The following is an 18,312-nucleotide window of genomic DNA, read 5'->3' on the forward strand; positions in this document are numbered from 1 at the left end:
AAGTATTTCAAGGCGTTGACATGAGTGAAGATGCACAAGATGTGGTTCTGGTCGTCGAGGACGAACCGGCGATTCGCATGATTTTGCGCGATTACCTGGCGGGCGAGGGGTACCACGTGCTGGTGGCCGAAGATGGCGAGCAGGCGTTCGCCATTCTGGCCAGCAAGCCGCACCTGGACCTGATGGTGACCGACTTTCGCTTGCCGGGGGGGATTTCCGGGGTAGAGATTGCCGAGCCTGCGGTGAAATTGCGCCCGGACCTGAAGGTGATCTTCATCAGCGGCTACCCGGCGGAGATTCTCGAATCCGGCAGCCCGATCACCCGCACGGCACCGATCCTGGCCAAGCCGTTCGACCTGGATACCTTGCATGAGCAGATCCAGAGCCTGTTGCGTTAAAGCTGATGGCCCTATCGCCGGCAAGCCAGCTCCCACAGGTACTGCACGGATTTTGAGACCTGCAGAGTACCTGTGGGAGCTGGCTTGCCGGCGATAGGGCCACTACAGCTTACCGCAGGGTCCGCTCCAGGCCCCCCACCAACATGCTTTCCATCAACCCCAGCCCCTGGTCCTCCGGCAACGCCTTCAACAACCCTGGCAACTGGTTCAGCAACGTCGCCACCACATGCGCCGTGGCCAGCAACGCCTCGCCCTGCAACTTTGCCTGCGGCGCAATCAACCTCAGCAACCCCGCTTCATAGCGCCCCCGCAACAAGGCCAGGCGCGCTTGTTGGTCTTCGCTCAAGCAACAGAAGTCGCGCTCTGCCAAACGAAACTGCATCGGCCGCTCGGCATGCAACTGCCAGTGCGCGGCAATCAGGCAGCCCAAGGCCGAAGCCCCGCGGGCCATGGCCCGTCGTCCTTGGTCCAGGGTAGCCTGCAATTCCTCGTACAACTCCTCGATCAAGTCGTACAGCAGGTCCTGTTTGCTTGGAAAGTGATGGTACAGCGAGCCCGCGGTCAGCCCCACATGGGCTGCCAGCTCGCGCATGCTGACCTGGCCAAAGCCCTTTTCGGCAAACAGCGCCATGGCCCGCTCACGTCGCTCTTCAAAGTTGGCACAGCGCATCGCGGCATTGACCGGGGGCATGGCGCTTGCTCCTCAGTAGGTGAAGAAACCGCGGCCGCTCTTGCGCCCCAGCCAACCGGCCGCGACCATTTCCTTGAGCAGCGGGGCAGGGCGGTACTTGCTGTCGTTGAAGCCTTCATGGAAGGCCTCCATGATCGCCAGCAGCGTGTCCAGGCCGATCAGGTCGGCCAGGGCCAGTGGGCCGATCGGCTGGTTGCAACCTAGGCGCATGCCCGTGTCGATGTCCTCGGCACTGGCCAGTCCTTCCTGGCGCACGAAGATCGCTTCGTTGATCATCGGCACCAGGATGCGGTTGACCACGAAGCCCGGGCGGTTGCCGGCGGTGATCGGGGTCTTGCCGACCTTTTCGGTCACCACCAGCGCCTGGGCATAGGTGCTGTCGCTGGTCTGCAGGCCACGGATGATCTCGACCAGCGCCATCATCGGCACCGGGTTGAAGAAGTGCACGCCAATGAAGCGCTCGGGGTGCTCGATGCTGGCGGCCAGCTGGGTGACCGACAGCGACGAGGTGTTGGTGGCGATCAGGCAGTCGGCGGCGACGTTGGCGGCCACCTGTTGCAGGATGCGCTGCTTGAGCTGCAGGTTCTCGGTGGCGGCCTCGATCACCAGCTGCACGCCGCTGAGCTGGGCGTAGTCGGTGCTGGTGCGAATGCGCGACCTGGCGGCCGCGGCCTTGTCCGTGTCGAGGGTGCCTTTGCTGACCTGGCGTTCGAGGTTCTTGCTCAAGGTGGCCACGCCGCGCTCCAGCGCTGCATCGGAAACGTCCACCAGCAGCACCTGGTAGCCGGCCACCGCGCACACCTGGGCAATGCCGTTGCCCATGGTGCCGGCGCCGATCACGGCAATCTGTTCGATGCTCATGTGTCAGGCTCCCTTAGACGCGCTCGAAGACCACGGCGATGCCTTGGCCGCCGCCGATGCACATGGTGGCCAAGGCGTAGCGGCCCTGGATGCGTTGCAGTTCATGGATGGCCTTGGTGGCGATGATCGCACCGGTGGCACCCACCGGGTGGCCGAGGGAAATGCCCGAACCGTTGGGGTTGACCTTTTCCGGGTCGAAGCCCAGCTCGCGGGCCACGGCGCAGGCCTGGGCGGCGAAGGCTTCGTTGGACTCGATCACGTCCAGGTCCTGCACCTTCAGGCCAGTCTTTTCGAGCACCTTGCGGGTGGCCGGGATCGGGCCCAGGCCCATCAGCTCGGGCTCGACCCCAGCATGGGCGTAGCCCACCAGGCGTGCCAGCGGCTTCAGGCCCAGGCGGCGCACCGCATCACCACTGGCCAGCACCAGGCCGGCTGCACCATCGTTGATGCCACTGGCATTGCCGGCGGTGACGGTGCCGTCTTTCTTGAACACCGGCTTCATGCCGGCCAGTTGCTCGGCGGTCACTTCGCCACGCACATGTTCGTCGACACTGAATTGCACGCTGCCCTTGCGGGTTTTCAGTTCCAGCGGGACGATCTGGCTGGCGAAGCGGCCTTCGGCAATGGCGCGGGCAGCACGGCGCTGGCTGGTCAGGGCGAGTTCGTCCTGCATTTCACGGGTAATGCCATGTTTGGCCGACACGTTCTCGGCGGTGATGCCCATGTGGAAGTGCTGGAACGGGTCCTGCAGCACACCGACGGTGTAGTCGATGCCTTGCAGGTCACCCATGCGTGCGCCCCAGCGTGCCTGTGGCAGCAGGTACGGGCCACGGCTCATGGATTCGGCACCGGCCGCCACGGCCACGTCGGTGTCCCCCAGCAGCAGGCCCTGGGCCGCCGAGACGATGGCCTGCAGGCCCGAGCCGCACAGGCGGTTGACGTTGAACGCCGGGGTTTCCTTGGGGATGCCGGCATTCATTGCCGCCACCCGGGCCAGGTAGGCATCACGGGGTTCGGTGGGGATCACCGTGCCCATCACCAGGTGGCCGACTTGCTCGGCGGCCACGCCCGAGCGCTCGATGGCGGCACGGGTCACGGCGCTGGCCAGGTCGGCCAGCGGCAGGTCCTTGAGAGAACCGCCAAAGCCACCAATGGCTGAACGGACGGCACTGACGACGTAGATTTCTGTGCTGCTCATAGAGGCTCCGATTGCGAAGGCATGGCGGGACCGGGCCAGGCTCTGCGAGAATGGCCGGCAATCCCGGAGTGGGACCGAGTCTAGGCAAAGGCCCTGTTGCAGCCTATGCCGGAACTGTTCAAACAACCTGGCACTTTTTGCCACTCAGCATAGACAGCGAAAACCGCCATGCGCGATAGCGATTCGGTCGCCGTGTACTTCCTCAATGCCATGCTCCACGCCCTGCGCGACTGCCCGGCCGAACGCGATGCGCAACTGCGCGCGGTGGGCATCGACCCGCAACTGCTCGAGCAGCCCCAGGCGCGTGTGCCGGCCAAGGCCTTCTCCCAACTGTGGCTGGCGCTGATCCAGCGCCTGGACGACGAGTTTTTCCGCCTCGACAGCCACGGTATGCCGCTGGGCAGTTTCGCCCTGATCTGCCGGGGCCTGATCCTCGAGCCGAACCTGGAAAAGGCCTTGCGCCAGTGCATGGGCGGTTTCGGCCTGTTCCTGCATGACCTGCGCGGCAGCCTGACGGTGCGTGGCGGGCGGGCGCTGATCAGCGTGCAATCGAACATTGCCGACCCGCTGACCCGGGTGTATGCCGAGGAAACCTATCTGGTGCTGATGATTGGCATGCTGTGCTGGCTGGCCGGGCGGCGGATCGCCATCGACCGCACCGAACTGGCGGTGTCGCGCCCGGCTCAGGAAGACGACCTGCTGTTGTGGGGGCCGGATTTGCGCCTGGGCAGCGGGCGCACCGAGGTGGAGTTCGACAGCGCCTACCTGCGCCTGCCGGTGGTGCAGGACCTGGCAGCGCTGAAGACCTTCCTGCGCAGCGCGCCGCAGGGGCTGGTGATCCGCTTTCGCAACCAGAACGGCCTGGTCGCCGAGGTGTACCGGCACCTGCGGGCGCGGCGCTATGGGCAGTGGCCGACATTGGCCGCGCTGGCGCAGCAGCAGGGGGTCAGTGCCAGCACCTTCCGCCGGCAGCTGGAGCGGGAGGGGCGTTCGTACCAGCAGATCAAGGACGAGGTGCGCCGGGCGATGGCCTTCGAGCGCTTGCGTGAAGGGGTATTGAGCGTTGCCGAAATTGCCGAACAGGCGGGCTTCCAGGAGCCCAGTGCGTTTCACCGGGCATTCAAGAAGTGGACCGGGCAAAGTCCGGGGAGCTATCGGGCGCGGTTGGCCGGGCGGTAGCTGATACCTGCACCGGCCCCTTCGCGGGCTTGCCCGCTCCCACAGGTACAGCACAGCTTTCAGATTCTGTGAGATCCCTGTGGGAGCGGGCAAGCCCGCGAAGAGGCCAGAACAGGCTAGCGGTCAATGATCAGGCCGGCACCATGGCGAACCCGACTCCAAAGCGGTTCCAGGCATTGATGGTGGCAATCGCCAAGGTCAGGTTGGCCACCTCGGCCGGCTCGAAGTGTTGCTGCAAGGCTTCATATTCCGCCTGCGGCGCGCCCTGCTCCGGCAAGCGGGTCAGGCTCTCGACCCAGGCCAGCGCCGCACGTTCACGTGGGGTGAAGTAGGCGGTTTCCTGCCATACGCACAAGGTCTGCAGGCGCGCTTCGGTCTCGCCGGCCTTGCGTGCATCGTTGGCGTGCAGGTTGACGCAGTAGGCGCAGCCGTTGATCTGCGAAGCCCGCAGGCGCACCAGTTCCAGCAGCGAGTTCTCCAGGCCGCTGCTGGCCAACGCCTGTTCCAGGCCGACCATGGCTTTGTAAGCTTCAGGGGCGTGCTTGGCCCATTCGATACGGTTGTGCATGGCTGTCTCCAAAGGTATGGGGTGGGAATGACGCTACTGTAGCGCCGCCCATTGGCTACCCCGATAGCCAATTGCACACCTAAGCGGGAGGCCAATCGACCATTCAGGTGGCCACTGACAGGCATCCAATCTCTTCATTTCTGCCACGGGCGCCAAGCCGGGATAATGACCAGGTCTTGCTACAAGAGAACTGATTCACCATGAGGGCTGCTCTGAACCTGTTGCTGGTCATCCTGCTGGCATTGAACCTGCGACCGATCCTGACCAGCATCGGCCCGTTGCTCGAGCCCATGCGTGCCAGCACCGGCCTGGGCTACCAGCAGGCCGCCTTGCTGACGGCGTTGCCAGTGCTGTGCATGGGCCTGGTGCCTTTGTTGCAACCCTGGTTACGGCGCTGGATCAGCGAGCATGGCGGCATGCTCGGTGGCCTGGCCGCCATCGCCCTGGCCTGCCTGTGGCGTTTGCAGCTGGACAGCGCCTGGGCGCTGATTGCCAGTGCGGTGATCGCCGGCCTTGGCGTGGCGGTGGTACAGGGCATGATGCCGGGGCTGGTCAACCGCTGGTTCCCCGGCCGCCTGGCGGGCGCGATGGGCCTGTACTCGGCCGCGTTGATGACGGGCGGTGGCGTGGCCGCTGTGCTCGGGCCGCATATCAGCGGTTACTTCGGCCACTGGCAGGCCGGTCTGGGCCTGTGGGCGATCCCGGCGCTGCTGGCGGTACTGGCCTGGGTCGTGCTGCGGCCACGGCAGGGCGCGCCGAAACTGGCCGGGGCCACTAACGGGCACTGGTTCGGCACGCGCCGGGCCTGGTTGCTGGCCTTGTACTTCGGCCTGATCAACGGCGGCTACACCAGCATGGTGGCCTGGTTGCCGGCCTATCACATCGAACACGGCGGCAGCGCCCAGGGCGGCGCCGACCTGGTGGGTTTGATGACCATCTTCCAGGTGGCTGGCGCACTAGGCCTGCCGCTGTTGCTACGGCGCTGGGCAGACCGTCGCCCAGGTCTGTGGCTGGCGCTGGCGATCCAGCTGGCGGGCTTTCTCGGCCTGTTGCTGGCGCCGACGCAGGCTTCGGGGCTGTGGGTGGCGATGATCGGCTTTGGCCTGGGCGCCTGCTTCAGCCAGAGCCTGACGCTGACCCTGGAGCACCTGAAAACGCCCGCCGAGGCCGGCAGCCTGGCGGCGTTCGTGCAGGGCATCGGGTTCATCATCACCGGCATCGTGCCGTATATCGCCGGTTGGCTGCGTGACGTGAGTGGCGACTTCCAGGCTGCGTGGACGCTGCTGACCGTGACCGTGGTGGCGATGCTGCTGGTGACCGCGTGTTTCAACCCACGGGGTTATGCCGCAGCCATTTCCCGCCGGGCAGCGGCGGCCACGGCAGTGCCGGTCAACTGAGGCGTTGCAGGGTATCGCGTACCCGGTCCAGCGCCGGGTCGATATCCAGCAGTTCGATGGCGCCGAAACCCAGCAACAGCCCCGGGCGCACCGGCGCTTCGCTGAAGAACGGTGCCAGCGAGTACAGGCCGACCTCCACCTTGCGCGCCAGGTTGGCCAACAGCTCGACATCGACCCCAGGCTTGGCCAAGGCGCTGAGGTGGAAGCCGGCGCTGGCCGGAATGGCACTGAACCAGGGCGCCAGGTCGTCGCCCAGGCGCGCTAGGATACGTGTGCGACGGGCGCTGTAGATTTCATGGCAGCGGCGAATGTGCTTGTTCAGGTGGCCTTCGCCGAGGAAGCGCGCCAGCGCCCATTGCAGCAGGGTCGGGCTGTGCCAGTCACTGAGGTGCTTGGCCACGCAGGCGGCTTGCAGCACGGAGCTTGGCAGCACGGCATAGCCCAGGCGCAGCTCCGGCAGCAAGGTCTTGGAAAAGGTCCCCACATAGGCCACCAGGCCATGGCGGTCGAGGCGCTGCAGCGCGTCCGAGGCCGGCCCGTGGTAGCGGAACTCGCAGTCGTAGTCGTCTTCGATGATCAACGCGCCAAGCTCGGCGGCCCGTGCCAGCAAGGCGTGCCGGCGTGGCTCGCTCATCGGCATGCCCAGGGGGAACTGGTGCGAGGGCGTCACATAGATCAGCCGGGTGCCGTCGGCGATCTGCTCCACGCACAGGCCTTCATCGTCTACCGGCACCGCTTGCAGGCGCGCGCCCAGGGCCAGGAATAATTGCCGCGCCGGCGGGTAGCCGGGGTCTTCCATGGCCACCTGGCAGCCCGGCTCGATCAGCACCCGGGCGATCAGGTCCAGTGCCTGCTGGGCACCGTTGCACACCAGCAGGTCGGCGGCGCTGCAATGCACGCCGCGGGCGTAGGCGATGTGGTGGGCGATGGCTTCGCGCAGCTCCGGCAGGCCCTGGGCCGGGAATTGCCGCTCGGAGTGGCGTTGGCTGCGGCGCAGGGCATAGTTCAGGCAACTGCGCCACTGGTCGAACGGGAACTGCGCCTTGTTCGACGCGCCGCCGACGAAGTCGTAGCGTGATGGCGCCTGCAACTGGCGTTGACCGAGCACGGTGGCACGCTGCTGCCAGCGTTCGAGGGCGGCGGCGCTGGCCAGGGGGATGCTGGTTGATTCGCGGGTGTGCAGCGGCTGGCGCGGGGTGATGAAGGTACCACGGCCGACCACGCCGCTGAGCAGGTTGTCGTAGGTCAGCCGGGAATAGGCCTCGGCCACGGTCTTGCGTGACACGCCCAGTTGCTCGGCCAACAGCCGGGTCGGTGGCAGTTGGGTGCCGGCGGCCAGGTGGCCGCTGTCGATACCGGCGCGCAATTGCTGGTAGAGCTGGTCGGCCAGGCCTTTGCGACCTTCCAGGCGAATGTGCAGTTCCATAGGGTGGTCCGGAGCGGCGGGAGTGCTCAGGATAGCGGATTGGAATGCTACGCAGTATTTGTAGGAGATCACCCAGCCCTAATGTCAGCCAATTAAGCAATTTGGGGCCGCTTTGCGGCCCATCGCCGGCAAGCCAGCTCCCACCTCGACCGCATAGGCCTCAAACCCTGTGCAATACCTGTGGGAGCCGGCTTGCCGGCAATGAGGCCAGTCCAGGCAATACAAGACAGTTGCTCCCACAGGTATGCGCAGCCCTTGAGACTGGCGCAATACCTGTGGGAGCTGGCTTGCCGGCGATGGGTTGCGTAGCAGCCCCCGTAACAAGAGTAGTCCGCATGCCACCTGATACACGGTTCATGCTCACAACCGGGCCGTACTCACCGTGATATAGCCCTTGTCCGCCAGCGCTATGCGTATCACTGTCTCATCCGCCGGCGCCTTGCGGTTGCGCTTGATGCGCACGCCCTCTACGGCGGCAGCTTTCAAGTGGTCGGTAATGGCGCGCCCGTTCGGGTCGAAGAACAGCTCGCTGGCCAGTAACTCGATACGCTCGATCAACTGTCGGGAGCGTTCGTCGGTGGCGCAGAAGAACATCACCCCTGACAGGTGCGGGTCTTCATCGGGGTTGCTCATTTCATGGGCCAGCATTTCGCGCAGGCTACTGCGCAGTTCGGCGATGGAGCGGGCGTACAGGTGCATGCGGAACCTCCTCTGGATCGCGACCTTGCGTCATCCAGTGCCGATCATGTTTTCAGCGGCCAGGGCTAACAAGTAGGACCTTTCCGATCATGGCGTAGGAGGCGTCTGAAGGTGTTGGGGTGCCACCCCTGGCTGGCGGGGGGAGGTGTCTGCGGCACAAAATAGGCCGGCCCAGGACTCAGAGCACCGCCGCCCCAGCCTTGGCCACCTGGGCATCCTGCTCGGACTTGACCCCGGACACACCAATGGCGCCCACCACCTGGCCATCCACCCGCAGCGGCACCCCACCTTCCAGGCTGGTCAGCAGCGGCGCGGTGACGAAGGCGGTACGGCCACCATTGACCATTTGCTCGTAGTCACGGGTTTCCTTGCGTCCCAGCGCCGCGCTGCGGGCCTTTTCCACCGCGATATAGGCACTGGCTGGCGCGCAGCCGTCCATGCGCTCCAGGGCCAACGGGTGGCCGCCGTCGTCGACCACGGCGATGGTCACGTTCCATTGTTGGGCCTGGGCTTCCTGGCGGGCGGCGGTCAGTACACGGGCGACTTCGGCCTGGCCGATCACGGGCTTGCTATGCATGGCGGTTCTCCGGGTTCAAGGCTGCTTCGACGATTTCGATCCAGTGCCGCACCGGTGTGCGCCCGGCCCCATCGAGGTGGGCCTGACAGCCGATGTTGGCGGTGGCGATGACTTGCGGTTTGCCACTTTCCAGCGCGTTGAGCCGGTTGTCGCGCAGCCGCAGCGACAGCGCGGGCTGGGTCAGCGAATAGGTGCCGGCCGAGCCACAGCACAGGTGGCCGTCCGGTACTGCTGTCAGCGTGAAGCCCAGGCGGGTGAGCAATGCTTCTACCGCACCGCCCAGCTTCAGGGCGTGCTGCAGGGTGCATGGGCAATGGAAGGCCAGGCGTTGTTCGGCGCACAGGCCCAGTTGCTCGACCGGCTCTGCGCGCAGCACCTCCACCAGGTCGCGGGACAGGGCGCTGACCCGTGCAGCCTTGGCGGCATAGTGGGGGTCGTGTTCCAGCAGGTGGCCATAGTCGCGGACGAACGCGCCGCAGCCGCTGGCGGTTTGTACGATGGCCTCGGCACCGGCCTCGATAGCCGGCCACCAGGCGTCGATATTGCGCCGTGCACGTGCCAGCCCTTGTTCCTGCGCATTGAGGTGGTAGTCCAGCGCGCCACAGCAGCCGGCCTGATGGATCGGCTCGACGCTGATGCCCAGGCGGTCCAGCAGGCGCGCCGCGGCGGCATTGGTATTGGGCGACAGGGCTGGTTGCACGCAGCCCTCCAGCATCAGCACCCGGCGCGCATGGCGCGTTGCGGGGCGCTGGCCAGGAGGGGCGATCCGCGCCGGCAGCTTGTGCTTGAGCGTGGCCGGCAGCAGTGGTCGCAGGGCCTGGCCAGTGCGGGTCAGGGCCTTGAACAGTGCTGGGTGGGGGGCTAGCGCACGCAGGCCCTGGCGCAGCAGGCGCTGGCCAAGCGGGCGCGGGACCTGCTGGTCGACCACGGCGCGGCCGATGTCCAGCAAGTCGTGGTACTTCACCCCGGAAGGGCAGGTGGTTTCGCAGTTGCGGCAGCTCAGGCAGCGGTCCAGGTGCAATTGGGTGCTGGCGGTGATCGGTGCGCCTTCGAGCATCTGCTTGATCAGGTAGATACGTCCGCGCGGGCCGTCCAGTTCATCGCCCAGCAACTGGTAAGTGGGGCAGGTAGCAGTGCAGAAGCCACAGTGCACGCAGGAGCGCAGAATGCTTTCGGCTTCGTCGGCGCGGGCCAGGTGCCGGGATGTTTCACTCAGGTTGGTTTGCATGCTCTGGCCTCACAGGTCCGGGTACAGGCGGCCAGGGTTGAACACCCCCTGGGGGTCGAGTTGCTGCTTGAGGGCGCGGTGGTAGCGCATCAGTGCAGCGGGCAGCGGTGGGTTGCTGTCAGCGCCCGGGGCATAGCAGGTGGCATGGCCGCCCACTGCCGCGACGCGCTGGCGAATGGCCTGGGCCGTTGCCGTGGATTTTAGCCAGCGCTGGGCCCCGCCCCAGTCGACCAGTTGTTGGCCGGGCACCTCCAGCTCGCCAGTGGCGATGGGCACTGACAAGCGCCACAGCGGCGCGGGGTCAGCGAAAAATGCCAGGCGCTGTTCGCGCAGGTCACTCCAGAAGCGGTTGTCGAGTGCTTCGCCACCCAGGCGCTGGCGCGCCGACTGCACCGAGCCTTCACCGCCTTCCAGGCGCAGGTACAGTGCGTCGCCGTCGTGGCAGGCCGCGCTGATCGGCAGTGACTGCTGGCCCCACCCGGCCAGCTCGGCCAGTGCTTCGTGGCGGCCCATCGGCAGACGCAGGCTCAGGCATTGGCGCGGCCGCGGCAGCACTTTCAACGAAACTTCGGTCAGCAGCGCCAGGCAACCGAAGCTGCCCACCATCAGCCGTGATACGTCATAACCGGCCACGTTCTTCATCACCTCGCCACCAAAGCGCAGCAGCTTGCCGTGGCCAGTGATCACCCGCGTGCCGAGCACGTAGTCCCGTACCGACCCGGCCCACGGCCGTCGAGGGCCAGACAGGCCAGCCGCGACCATGCCCCCCAGGGTGGCCTCGGGGCCCAGGTACGGTGGCTCGCAGGGCAGCATCTGGCCGGCTTCGTGCAGGGCCGCCTCGATCTCGCGCAGCGGTGTGCCAGCGCGGGCGGTCAGCACCAGTTCGGTCGGGTCGTAGCTGACGATGCCACGATGGCTGCGGGTGTCGAGTACTTCGCCGGTTACCGGGCTGCCGAGCATGGCCTTGCTGTTGCTGCCCTGGATACGCAATGGCGTGCCCTGGTGCAAAGCCTGGTTGACCTGCTCCAGCAGGGCCTGGCTGTTGTCGCGGTCCATGCTCATCAGAAGCGCTCCAGGTCGGGGAAGGGCAGTTGCCCTTGATGCACATGCATCGCGCCGAATTCGGCGCAGCGGTGCAGGGTAGGGATGTTCTTGCCGGGGTTGAGCAGGCCCTGGGGGTCGAAGGCGGCCTTGACCGCGTGGAACAGGGTGATTTCGTCGCTGTTGAACTGCGCGCACATCTGGTTGATCTTCTCGCGCCCCACACCATGCTCGCCGGTGATGCTGCCGCCCACTGCCACGCACAGTTCGAGGATCTTGCCGCCGATGGCTTCGGCACGCTCCAGTTCGCCGGGCAGGTTGGCATCGAACAGGATCAGCGGGTGCATGTTGCCGTCGCCGGCGTGGAACACGTTGGCCACGCGCAGGCCGTACTCCGTGGACAGTGCGCTGATGCCCTTGAGCACCCGTGGCAGTTCGCGGCGTGGGATGGTGCCATCCATGCAGTAGTAGTCCGGGGAAATGCGCCCCACCGCCGGGAAGGCATTCTTGCGCCCGGCCCAGAAGCGCATGCGCTCGGCCTCGTCGCAGGCCAGCCGCACGTCACGCGCGCCGGCTTGCGCCAGCACGGCGGCGACCTGCTCGCAGTCGTCGTGCACATCGGCTTCGACGCCATCCAGTTCGCATAGCAGGATGGCCGCCGCATCTACCGGGTAGCCGGCGTGGATGAAATCCTCGGCGGCGCGGATCGCCAGGTTGTCCATCATCTCCAGGCCGCCAGGGATGATCCCCGCGGCAATGATCTCGGCCACTGCCCGGCCGGCGTCTTCGACGCTGTCGAAACTGGCCAGCAGCACCCGTGCCACCTGAGGCTTGGGCAGCAGCTTGACGGTAACCTCGGTGACGATACCGAGCATGCCTTCGGAGCCGGTGAACAACGCCAACAGGTCGAAGCCGGGGCTGTCCAGGGCGTCGCTGCCCAGGGTCAGGCGTTCACCCTCGATGGTGAGGATTTCCACCTTGAGCAGGTTGTGCACGGTCAGCCCGTACTTGAGGCAGTGCACGCCACCGGCGTTTTCGGCGACGTTGCCGCCGATGGAACAGGCGATTTGCGAGGATGGGTCTGGCGCGTAGTACAGGCCGTGGGGCGCGGCGGCCTGGGAAATGGCCAGGTTGCGCACGCCGGGCTGCACACGGGCGAAGCGGCCCTGCGGGTTGACTTCAAGAATGCGGTTGAAGCGTGCCATCACCAGCAGGATGCCCTTGGCCAGCGGCAGGGCGCCGCCCGACAGGCCGGTACCGGCCCCACGCGCCACCACCGGCACGCCGCGCTGGTGGCAGAGCTTGAGCAGGGTTTGAACCTGTTCCAGGCGCTCGGGCAGCACCACCAGCAGCGGTACAGTGCGGTAGGCCGAGAGGCCGTCGCATTCGTAGGGCTTGAGGTCTTCTTCGCGGTGCAGAACTTCAAGGTCTGGCAGGGCATCGTGCAGCGCTTGCCGCAGGGCCACCGGGTCCACGGCGGGCAGCGCGCCATCGATGCGTTCGTCGTACAGGATATTCATGGGCTCACTCGGCAACGGTTCTTGTTGTTGTTGGCAAAGCGCTCACCCTTGCAGCCTGCGCGTGCCAGCGGCTGGGGTCGAGTGCGCCAGGCACTGGTCCTACCAGTTTTTCTGTCGGGTGCTGGTTATTGACGGCTTTACCCGGCTAGATTGGAGTAGGTGGCCGAAGTGGTCCTACCAGTAGGAGGATGCGCAGTGGGTACTGAAGGCAAGGCCAAGGTCGCCGACCTGGTGGCCGAACGGGTCGAGCGGCTGATCGTCGAAGGCGTGCTCAAGGTGGGCCAGGCCCTGCCGTCGGAGCGGCGGCTGGTGGAGAAACTTGGCTGCTCACGCTCGGCCCTGCGCGAAGGCCTGCGTATTCTGCGTGGGCGCGGCATCATCGACACCGAGCAGGGGCGTGGCTCGTTCGTCGCCGACCTGACGGGGCAGGCGGGCACCACGCCGTTGATGCATCTGTTCAGCTCGCAACCGCGCACGCTGTTCGACCTGCTGGAGGTGCGGGCGTTGCTGGAGGCTGAGTCAGCGCGCCTGGCGGCCTTGCGTGCCACCGATGTGGACCGCTTGCTGATTCGCCGGCGTTACGAAGAGATGCTCGCCGCGCACGCCGTCCACGAGGCGCTCGATGCCCGAGAACATGCCCGCCGCGACCACGCTTTCCACCGGGCGATCAGCGAGGCTTCGCACAACCCGGTGCTGGTGCACACCCTGCAGTCGCTCAGCGACTTGACCTTGAGCACGGTGTTCGCTTCGGTCAACAACCTGTACTGCCGCCCGGCGCAGAAGCGCCAGATCGACCGCCAGCATGCGCGCTTGTATCGCGCGGTGATGGAGCAATTGCCCGAACAGGCGCAGCGGGCGGCGCGGGAGCATATCAACGGGATACGGGACAGCTTGCGGGAGATCGAGCAGGAAGAACAGCGCTTGGTGCGGGCGACCATGCGCATGGATGGCTGGGGCTGAGTCTTACCTGTACCGGCCCTTTCGCGGGTAAACCCGCTCCCACAGGGACGGATTTGTGCGCCCCCTGTGGGAGCGGGTTTACCCGCGAAAGGGCCGGCACGGGAGTACCTCAATGATCGGCTACGGGATCGTCCTGGGACAGGATAGCCCGGGCCAGCTCTTCATCATTGGCCTGCAGCCCAGGATGGTCCTTGCGGACCTGTTCCAGCGCCGACTCCACATAGGCGCCTCGGATTGCACCGCCGCTGGCGACAAACGCGGAAAGCTCGTCACGGGCCGGGATGATCCGTTTGTCGTCCTTGAAAGTCGAGTAAAGCGAGGCGGAGATACCCGCCGAGGTGGCGACGTCGCCCGCATCGACGCGGGCCAGGGCAGCACCGGCAGGCAGCAGGAGCAGCAGCGCAGGGGCGAGGAGTAGGTGGCGCATGTCGTGTTCTCCAGTAGGGTGAAGCCCAAGGAAATTAACCACTCAGTGTTTAAGAAAGCGCGGGGGTGGTGGTAGTTCCCTTTCTGTGCTGGAGATTGCAAGGGGCCGCTTTGCGGCCCATCGCCGGCAAGCCAGCTCCCACAGGATTGCGCGGTAGCTGTGTGGCTTGCCGGCGATTGGGCTGCGCAGCAGCCCCCGAGGCCCGGTCAAGCCAACTGATAGGTGGTCTTCACCCGCGTGAAGAATTGCCGCGCATGCGTCCCTTGCTCCCGCGAGCCCAGGCTCGATGCACCATTGCCACCAAACGGCACGTGGTAATCCACCCCGGCCGTGGGCAGGTTGACCATGACCATGCCCGCCGAACTGTTGCGCTTGAAGTGCTCGGCATGGCGCAGCGAAGTGGTGACGATACCGGCGGACAGGCCAAACGCAGTGTCTTCAGCCGCGCTGAAAGCTTCGGCGTAATCACGCACCCTGAGCACGCTGAGCACCGGCCCGAAGATTTCTTCGCGGTAGATGCGCATGTCGGGCGTTACCTCGGTGAACAGCGCCGGGGTGAAGAAATACGCACCCGCCTGGTTGTCGATACGCTCGCCGCCGCACACCAGCTTCGCGCCCTGCTCAAGGCCCGCGGCCACGTACGCCAGGTTCTGCTCCAGTTGCCGGCTGTCGACCACCGGGCCGATGTCGGTGCCGGGCTGCAGCGCATCGCCCACTTTCAGTGCACGGGTACGTTCGGCCAGGCGCGCGACGAAGGCGTCGTGAATGCCTGCGGTCACGATCACCCGCGAGCTGGCCGTGCAGCGCTGGCCGGTGCTGTAGAACGAGCCGTTCAGCGCTACGTCCACTGCCTGCTCCAGGTCGGCATCGTCCAGCACGATCAGCGGGTTCTTGCCGCCCATCTCCAACTGCACTTTCTTCATGCCTTCGGCGGCCAGGCGGGCGATCTGCCGGCCGGTGTGTTCGGAGCCGGTGAAGCTGATACCGTCGACCAGCGGCGAGCGGATAAGGGTATCGCCGACGCTGCGCCCCGGGCCGATCAGCATATTGAACACGCCCGCCGGCAAGCCGGCGCGGGCGATGATCTCGGCCAGGGCCCAGGCCGAGGAGGGCACCAGTTCGGCTGGCTTGAACACCACGCAATTGCCAAAGCACAGTGCCGGGGCGATCTTCCACGCCGGGATGGCGATGGGGAAGTTCCACGGGGCGATGATGCCGACCACGCCCAGCGGCTGGCTGAACACATCGATGCCCACGTCCTGGCGCACCGACTGGTACTTCTCGCCTTCGGCGCGCAGGGCTTCCTGGGCGTAGAACTTGAACGAGCGCCCGGCGCGGTCCACTTCGCCCAGGGCTTCGCGCACCACCTTGCCTTCTTCGCGGGCCAGCAACGTGGCCAGTTCTTCTCGGCGCGCGAGGATTTCCGTGCCGATGAAATCCAGCGCGTCAGCACGCTGCTGCGGGTTGCTGCGCGCCCAGGCCGGCTGCGCGCGGCGGGCGGCGCTGATGGCACGCTCGGTCAGCAGATGGTCGGCGCGTTCGAAGCGTTCGAGCACTTCAGCCGGGTTGGATGGGTTGCGGTTTTCCAGCAGGTCGGTGCTGCTGCCGAGCGCGACGAAAGCGCCATCGACGTAGCTGCTCTTGGTAACGAGGGTCATGCGGTACGCATCCTTTTTGCAGAAACCTGGCGGGCGACGAAATCACTGATGTTGTCCACGGCGCTGTCCATCAGCTGTTGCATGGCGTCTTCGCTGCTCCAGGCGATGTGCGGGTTGAGCAGGAAGTCATCGCGGTCGATCAGTTGGAACAACGGGTTGCTCGGGTGCAACGGCTCCACTTCCACCACATCCAGCGCCACGCCGCCCAGCAGGCCTTGCTGCAGTGCCTGGATCAGGGCCGCTTCGTTGACCACGCCGCCACGGCCGGTATTGACCACCACGGCATCGGGCTTCATCAGCGCCAGTTGACCGGCGTCGATCAGGTTGTGGGTTTCTGCCGTGAGCGGGCAGTTGATCGACAGCACGTCACAGCTTGCAAGCAGTTCGGCCAGTGGCCGGCAGTCGGGGCCCTTGCGCTTGCCACCGCGGTCTTCGAACAGCACCTGCATGCCGAACGCCCGCGCCAGGTGCGCCAGGCGCAGGGCGATCGGGCCGCTGCCGATGATAGCCAACTGCTTGCCGCGTATGTCGCGGATGCGGTGGTTGAAGTAGATGTTCTGGTGCGGCTTGTCGCCGGCATGCACCTGGCGCATCAGGCGGGTGAACGCGGCCGGGCGACGAAACAGTTCCAGGATCATCGCCATGCTGTGTTCGGCCACGGTATTGGCGGCATAGCCCGGCACGCTCGACACTTCGATGCCGTGGGCCTCGCAGTAGTCGACGTCGACGATGTCGCGGCCGGTCAGGGCCAGCGAGATCATCTTCAGCTTGGGCAACTGGCGCAGGTGCTCTTCGCGCAGCGGCACGCTGCAGGTCAGTGCCACGGTGGCGTCTTTCAAGTGCTCCAGCACTTGCTCGGGATGGGTGTAGGCAAACTGCTGCCAGCTGTGCTCGCAGTCAGGGCGCTTGAGGCGGGTGGAAGGCGCCAGGCCTTCGTCATCGAGGAAGACGATATGTTCGCTCACGGTGTTGTCCTTATTTTTTCTGCGCTGGCACGTAGCCGGCCGGTGCCATGCCCACCAGCTGGCGGGTGATGAAGCCGGCGTCCTGGTCGTGATCTTCCAGCGACTCCTTGCGCACCAACGCATCGCGCACCAGGTGCGCGCCGAAGAAGCGCAACGGCTCTGGCGGCAGCAGCTTCATCTTCTGGTTGACCAGGCCACAGTTGGCCCACTCGTCATTGGCGTGCTCGACCAGCGACTTGATGATGCGGCTGGCGAACACGGTGGTGGCCACGCCGTTGCCGGAAAAACCGATGCCGTAGCTGATGTTCTGGTGATGGTCGAGGTAGCCGAAGTTCGGCAGGCCTTTCATGGCCCGGTCGATCGGCCCGGTCCAACTGCTGACCACCGGCACGTCCTGCAGCTGCGGGTACAGCCGGCGCAGTTCGGCGGCCACCCTGTCGGCGGCCGGCGAGGGCTTTTCATACAGGTTGCCGATGCGCCCGGCATAGGCGAACTGGCCCAGCGGCTTGCCGAACACCACGCGCCCGTCCGGGGTGTTGCGCCAGTAGTTGAGTACGGTGCGCGAGTCGGTCATGCATTCGCCGCCGCTGAAGCCGATGGCGTCGAGTTTGGCCTTGGCTGGCGCGGTGGCGACCATGTCGCTGGACATGATCGCGATCATCCGGCGCAGCTCGGGGAACTGCGCGCCCCAGGCGTTCAGCGCCAGCACCACCTGGTTGGCCTTCACCTGGCCCTTGCCGGTATGCACCACCGGCTGCTTGCCGCGCTGCAGGTGGGTGAACGGCGATTTTTCGAAAATCTGTACACCCAGTTTCAGCGCCACGCGGCGCAGGCCGCGGGCCAGCATGGCCGGCTGCACGGTGGCGGCGTTGGGATCGAAGATGCCGCCCAGGACCAGTGGCGAGCCGACGCGGCCGCGGATGGTCTGGCGGTCCAGCTCCTGGAATGGGTTGACGTCGAGCTTCTGCAGGCCGTCGGTGAGCACACGCCAGGAGTTCATCTGCCGCTGGTTGGTGGCTGTCCACAGCCAGCCGTCCTTGCGGTACTGGGCGTCGATGCAGTGCTCCTGGCAGAACGTGCCGATTTCGTCGATGGCCGACTCGGCCGCCTCGCAGATCCGCCGCGCCTCGACGTCGCCGCAGATTGTGCGCAGCGACAGGTACTTGCCCCACCAGTTGGTGGCCACGCCACCGTTACGCCCGCTGGCACCTGAACCGCAGCGGTCGCGTTCGACGATGACGATGGTTTTTTCCGGGTGGGCCTGTTTCAGGCGAATGGCCGACCACAGGCCAAGGAAACCACCGCCGACGATGCACACGTCGGCTTGAATCGAGTCCTGCAGGGCAGGGGCCAGGTCGCTGTCCAGGTCGAGCGCCTGGGCATACCAGAATCCACGGTACATGAAGGGTGCCTCTAAGCATGTTTGTCTTGTGCACACATGATGCTCAGCCGGGCTGGGGGGCCGATATTACAGTCATGACAATTGATAGAACGGCGCCGCCTTTTGTCATGGATTTCC

18 protein-coding genes are annotated in these 18,312 nt (G+C 65.8%); 4 read left to right on the plus strand and 14 right to left on the minus strand.

The window, feature by feature from the left end; genetic code table 11:
- The first annotated feature begins 20 nt into the window (after positions 1 to 20).
- Positions 21 to 398: a response regulator gene (locus TZ03_RS21060; protein WP_051100193.1), complete on the plus strand. Its 378-nt coding sequence runs from the start codon at positions 21 to 23 to the stop codon at positions 396 to 398.
- 109 nt (positions 399 to 507) lie between these two features.
- Here the strand turns inward: TZ03_RS21060 and TZ03_RS21065 are convergent, their stop codons facing one another.
- From TZ03_RS21065 to TZ03_RS21075, 3 genes are read right to left on the minus strand one after another with little or no spacing between them, the layout of a single operon-like run.
- Positions 508 to 1,089, minus strand: coding sequence for a TetR/AcrR family transcriptional regulator (locus tag TZ03_RS21065; protein WP_051100196.1), 582 nt, complete (start codon positions 1,087 to 1,089; stop codon positions 508 to 510).
- 12 nt (positions 1,090 to 1,101) lie between these two features.
- Positions 1,102 to 1,950, minus strand: coding sequence for a 3-hydroxybutyryl-CoA dehydrogenase (locus TZ03_RS21070; RefSeq protein ID WP_051100198.1), 849 nt, complete (start codon positions 1,948 to 1,950; stop codon positions 1,102 to 1,104).
- A 13-nt stretch (positions 1,951 to 1,963) separates the two neighbouring features.
- Positions 1,964 to 3,148 carry an acetyl-CoA C-acyltransferase family protein gene (locus TZ03_RS21075; protein WP_051100200.1) on the minus strand — a complete coding sequence of 395 codons (1,185 nt, stop codon included), beginning with the start codon at positions 3,146 to 3,148 and terminating at the stop codon, positions 1,964 to 1,966.
- Positions 3,149 to 3,316: 168 nt separating this feature from the next.
- Between TZ03_RS21075 and TZ03_RS21080 the strand changes: the two genes are divergently transcribed.
- Positions 3,317 to 4,327, plus strand: coding sequence for an AraC family transcriptional regulator (locus tag TZ03_RS21080; RefSeq protein WP_051100202.1), 1,011 nt, complete (start codon positions 3,317 to 3,319; stop codon positions 4,325 to 4,327).
- A gap of 130 nt (positions 4,328 to 4,457) precedes the next feature.
- Here the strand turns inward: TZ03_RS21080 and TZ03_RS21085 are convergent, their stop codons facing one another.
- Positions 4,458 to 4,895: a carboxymuconolactone decarboxylase family protein gene (locus TZ03_RS21085; protein WP_051100204.1), complete on the minus strand. Its 438-nt coding sequence runs from the start codon at positions 4,893 to 4,895 to the stop codon at positions 4,458 to 4,460.
- A gap of 200 nt (positions 4,896 to 5,095) precedes the next feature.
- Between TZ03_RS21085 and TZ03_RS21090 the strand changes: the two genes are divergently transcribed.
- Positions 5,096 to 6,292, plus strand: a complete 1,197-nt coding sequence (locus TZ03_RS21090; protein ID WP_051100206.1) for a CynX/NimT family MFS transporter — start codon at positions 5,096 to 5,098, stop codon at positions 6,290 to 6,292.
- On the opposite strand, the gene TZ03_RS21095 is transcribed toward TZ03_RS21090, so the two are convergent.
- The 6 genes from TZ03_RS21095 to glcD form a co-directional block, all read right to left on the minus strand.
- Complete coding sequence (locus TZ03_RS21095; RefSeq protein ID WP_051100208.1) at positions 6,285 to 7,718, minus strand: PLP-dependent aminotransferase family protein; 1,434 nt, start codon at positions 7,716 to 7,718, stop codon at positions 6,285 to 6,287. The genes TZ03_RS21090 and TZ03_RS21095 overlap by 8 nt on opposite strands.
- Before the next feature lie 360 nt (positions 7,719 to 8,078).
- Complete coding sequence (locus TZ03_RS21100) at positions 8,079 to 8,417, minus strand: hypothetical protein (protein ID WP_051100210.1); 339 nt, start codon at positions 8,415 to 8,417, stop codon at positions 8,079 to 8,081.
- A gap of 178 nt (positions 8,418 to 8,595) precedes the next feature.
- Positions 8,596 to 8,994 carry a heme-binding protein gene (locus TZ03_RS21105; protein ID WP_051100212.1) on the minus strand — a complete coding sequence of 133 codons (399 nt, stop codon included), beginning with the start codon at positions 8,992 to 8,994 and terminating at the stop codon, positions 8,596 to 8,598.
- Positions 8,987 to 10,222, minus strand: coding sequence for a glycolate oxidase subunit GlcF (glcF, locus tag TZ03_RS21110; RefSeq protein WP_051100214.1), 1,236 nt, complete (start codon positions 10,220 to 10,222; stop codon positions 8,987 to 8,989). The genes TZ03_RS21105 and glcF overlap by 8 nt, the downstream gene beginning before the upstream one ends.
- A gap of 9 nt (positions 10,223 to 10,231) precedes the next feature.
- Positions 10,232 to 11,284, minus strand: coding sequence for a glycolate oxidase subunit GlcE (gene glcE, locus TZ03_RS21115; protein WP_051100217.1), 1,053 nt, complete (start codon positions 11,282 to 11,284; stop codon positions 10,232 to 10,234).
- Positions 11,284 to 12,783, minus strand: coding sequence for a glycolate oxidase subunit GlcD (gene glcD, locus TZ03_RS21120; RefSeq protein WP_051100219.1), 1,500 nt, complete (start codon positions 12,781 to 12,783; stop codon positions 11,284 to 11,286). The genes glcE and glcD overlap by 1 nt, the downstream gene beginning before the upstream one ends.
- Before the next feature lie 195 nt (positions 12,784 to 12,978).
- Here glcD and glcC point away from each other — a divergent pair, with 195 nt between their 5' ends.
- Positions 12,979 to 13,743: a transcriptional regulator GlcC gene (gene glcC, locus TZ03_RS21125; protein ID WP_051100221.1), complete on the plus strand. Its 765-nt coding sequence runs from the start codon at positions 12,979 to 12,981 to the stop codon at positions 13,741 to 13,743.
- 109 nt (positions 13,744 to 13,852) lie between these two features.
- Here the strand turns inward: glcC and TZ03_RS21130 are convergent, their stop codons facing one another.
- The 4 genes from TZ03_RS21130 to TZ03_RS21145 form a co-directional block, all read right to left on the minus strand.
- Positions 13,853 to 14,170, minus strand: coding sequence for a DUF2388 domain-containing protein (locus tag TZ03_RS21130; protein WP_051100223.1), 318 nt, complete (start codon positions 14,168 to 14,170; stop codon positions 13,853 to 13,855).
- Positions 14,171 to 14,376: 206 nt separating this feature from the next.
- Positions 14,377 to 15,828 carry an aldehyde dehydrogenase family protein gene (locus tag TZ03_RS21135; protein WP_051100225.1) on the minus strand — a complete coding sequence of 484 codons (1,452 nt, stop codon included), beginning with the start codon at positions 15,826 to 15,828 and terminating at the stop codon, positions 14,377 to 14,379.
- Positions 15,825 to 16,793 carry an NAD(P)-dependent oxidoreductase gene (locus TZ03_RS21140; RefSeq protein ID WP_051100226.1) on the minus strand — a complete coding sequence of 323 codons (969 nt, stop codon included), beginning with the start codon at positions 16,791 to 16,793 and terminating at the stop codon, positions 15,825 to 15,827. Before TZ03_RS21140 ends, TZ03_RS21135 begins: the two co-directional genes overlap by 4 nt.
- 10 nt (positions 16,794 to 16,803) lie before the next feature.
- Positions 16,804 to 18,195 (minus strand): NAD(P)/FAD-dependent oxidoreductase, encoded by a 1,392-nt coding sequence (locus TZ03_RS21145; RefSeq protein ID WP_051100227.1) that lies wholly within the window; start codon positions 18,193 to 18,195, stop codon positions 16,804 to 16,806.
- Positions 18,196 to 18,312 lie beyond the last annotated feature (117 nt).

It is taken from the genome of Pseudomonas sp. 10-1B (assembly GCF_000935045.1).
Taxonomy (GTDB): Bacteria; Pseudomonadota; Gammaproteobacteria; order Pseudomonadales; family Pseudomonadaceae; genus Aquipseudomonas.

Excerpts from the sequence above, each read along its gene's own strand:
- TZ03_RS21135 (WP_051100225.1), bottom strand. The coding sequence starts at position 15,828 with ATGACCCTCGTTACCAAGAGCAGCTACGTCGATGGCGCTTTCGTCGCG.
- glcF (WP_051100214.1), bottom strand. The coding sequence starts at position 10,222 with ATGCAAACCAACCTGAGTGAAACATCCCGGCACCTGGCCCGCGCCGAC.
- TZ03_RS21080 (WP_051100202.1), top strand. The coding sequence starts at position 3,317 with ATGCGCGATAGCGATTCGGTCGCCGTGTACTTCCTCAATGCCATGCTC.
- TZ03_RS21090 (WP_051100206.1), top strand. The coding sequence starts at position 5,096 with ATGAGGGCTGCTCTGAACCTGTTGCTGGTCATCCTGCTGGCATTGAAC.
- TZ03_RS21065 (WP_051100196.1), bottom strand. The coding sequence starts at position 1,089 with ATGCCCCCGGTCAATGCCGCGATGCGCTGTGCCAACTTTGAAGAGCGA.
- TZ03_RS21075 (WP_051100200.1), bottom strand. The coding sequence starts at position 3,148 with ATGAGCAGCACAGAAATCTACGTCGTCAGTGCCGTCCGTTCAGCCATT.
- glcE (WP_051100217.1), bottom strand. The coding sequence starts at position 11,284 with ATGAGCATGGACCGCGACAACAGCCAGGCCCTGCTGGAGCAGGTCAAC.
- TZ03_RS21060 (WP_051100193.1), top strand. The coding sequence starts at position 21 with ATGAGTGAAGATGCACAAGATGTGGTTCTGGTCGTCGAGGACGAACCG.
- TZ03_RS21105 (WP_051100212.1), bottom strand. The coding sequence starts at position 8,994 with ATGCATAGCAAGCCCGTGATCGGCCAGGCCGAAGTCGCCCGTGTACTG.
- TZ03_RS21085 (WP_051100204.1), bottom strand. The coding sequence starts at position 4,895 with ATGCACAACCGTATCGAATGGGCCAAGCACGCCCCTGAAGCTTACAAA.
- TZ03_RS21100 (WP_051100210.1), bottom strand. The coding sequence starts at position 8,417 with ATGCACCTGTACGCCCGCTCCATCGCCGAACTGCGCAGTAGCCTGCGC.
- TZ03_RS21095 (WP_051100208.1), bottom strand. The coding sequence starts at position 7,718 with ATGGAACTGCACATTCGCCTGGAAGGTCGCAAAGGCCTGGCCGACCAG.
- TZ03_RS21130 (WP_051100223.1), bottom strand. The coding sequence starts at position 14,170 with ATGCGCCACCTACTCCTCGCCCCTGCGCTGCTGCTCCTGCTGCCTGCC.
- glcD (WP_051100219.1), bottom strand. The coding sequence starts at position 12,783 with ATGAATATCCTGTACGACGAACGCATCGATGGCGCGCTGCCCGCCGTG.
- TZ03_RS21070 (WP_051100198.1), bottom strand. The coding sequence starts at position 1,950 with ATGAGCATCGAACAGATTGCCGTGATCGGCGCCGGCACCATGGGCAAC.
- TZ03_RS21145 (WP_051100227.1), bottom strand. The coding sequence starts at position 18,195 with ATGTACCGTGGATTCTGGTATGCCCAGGCGCTCGACCTGGACAGCGAC.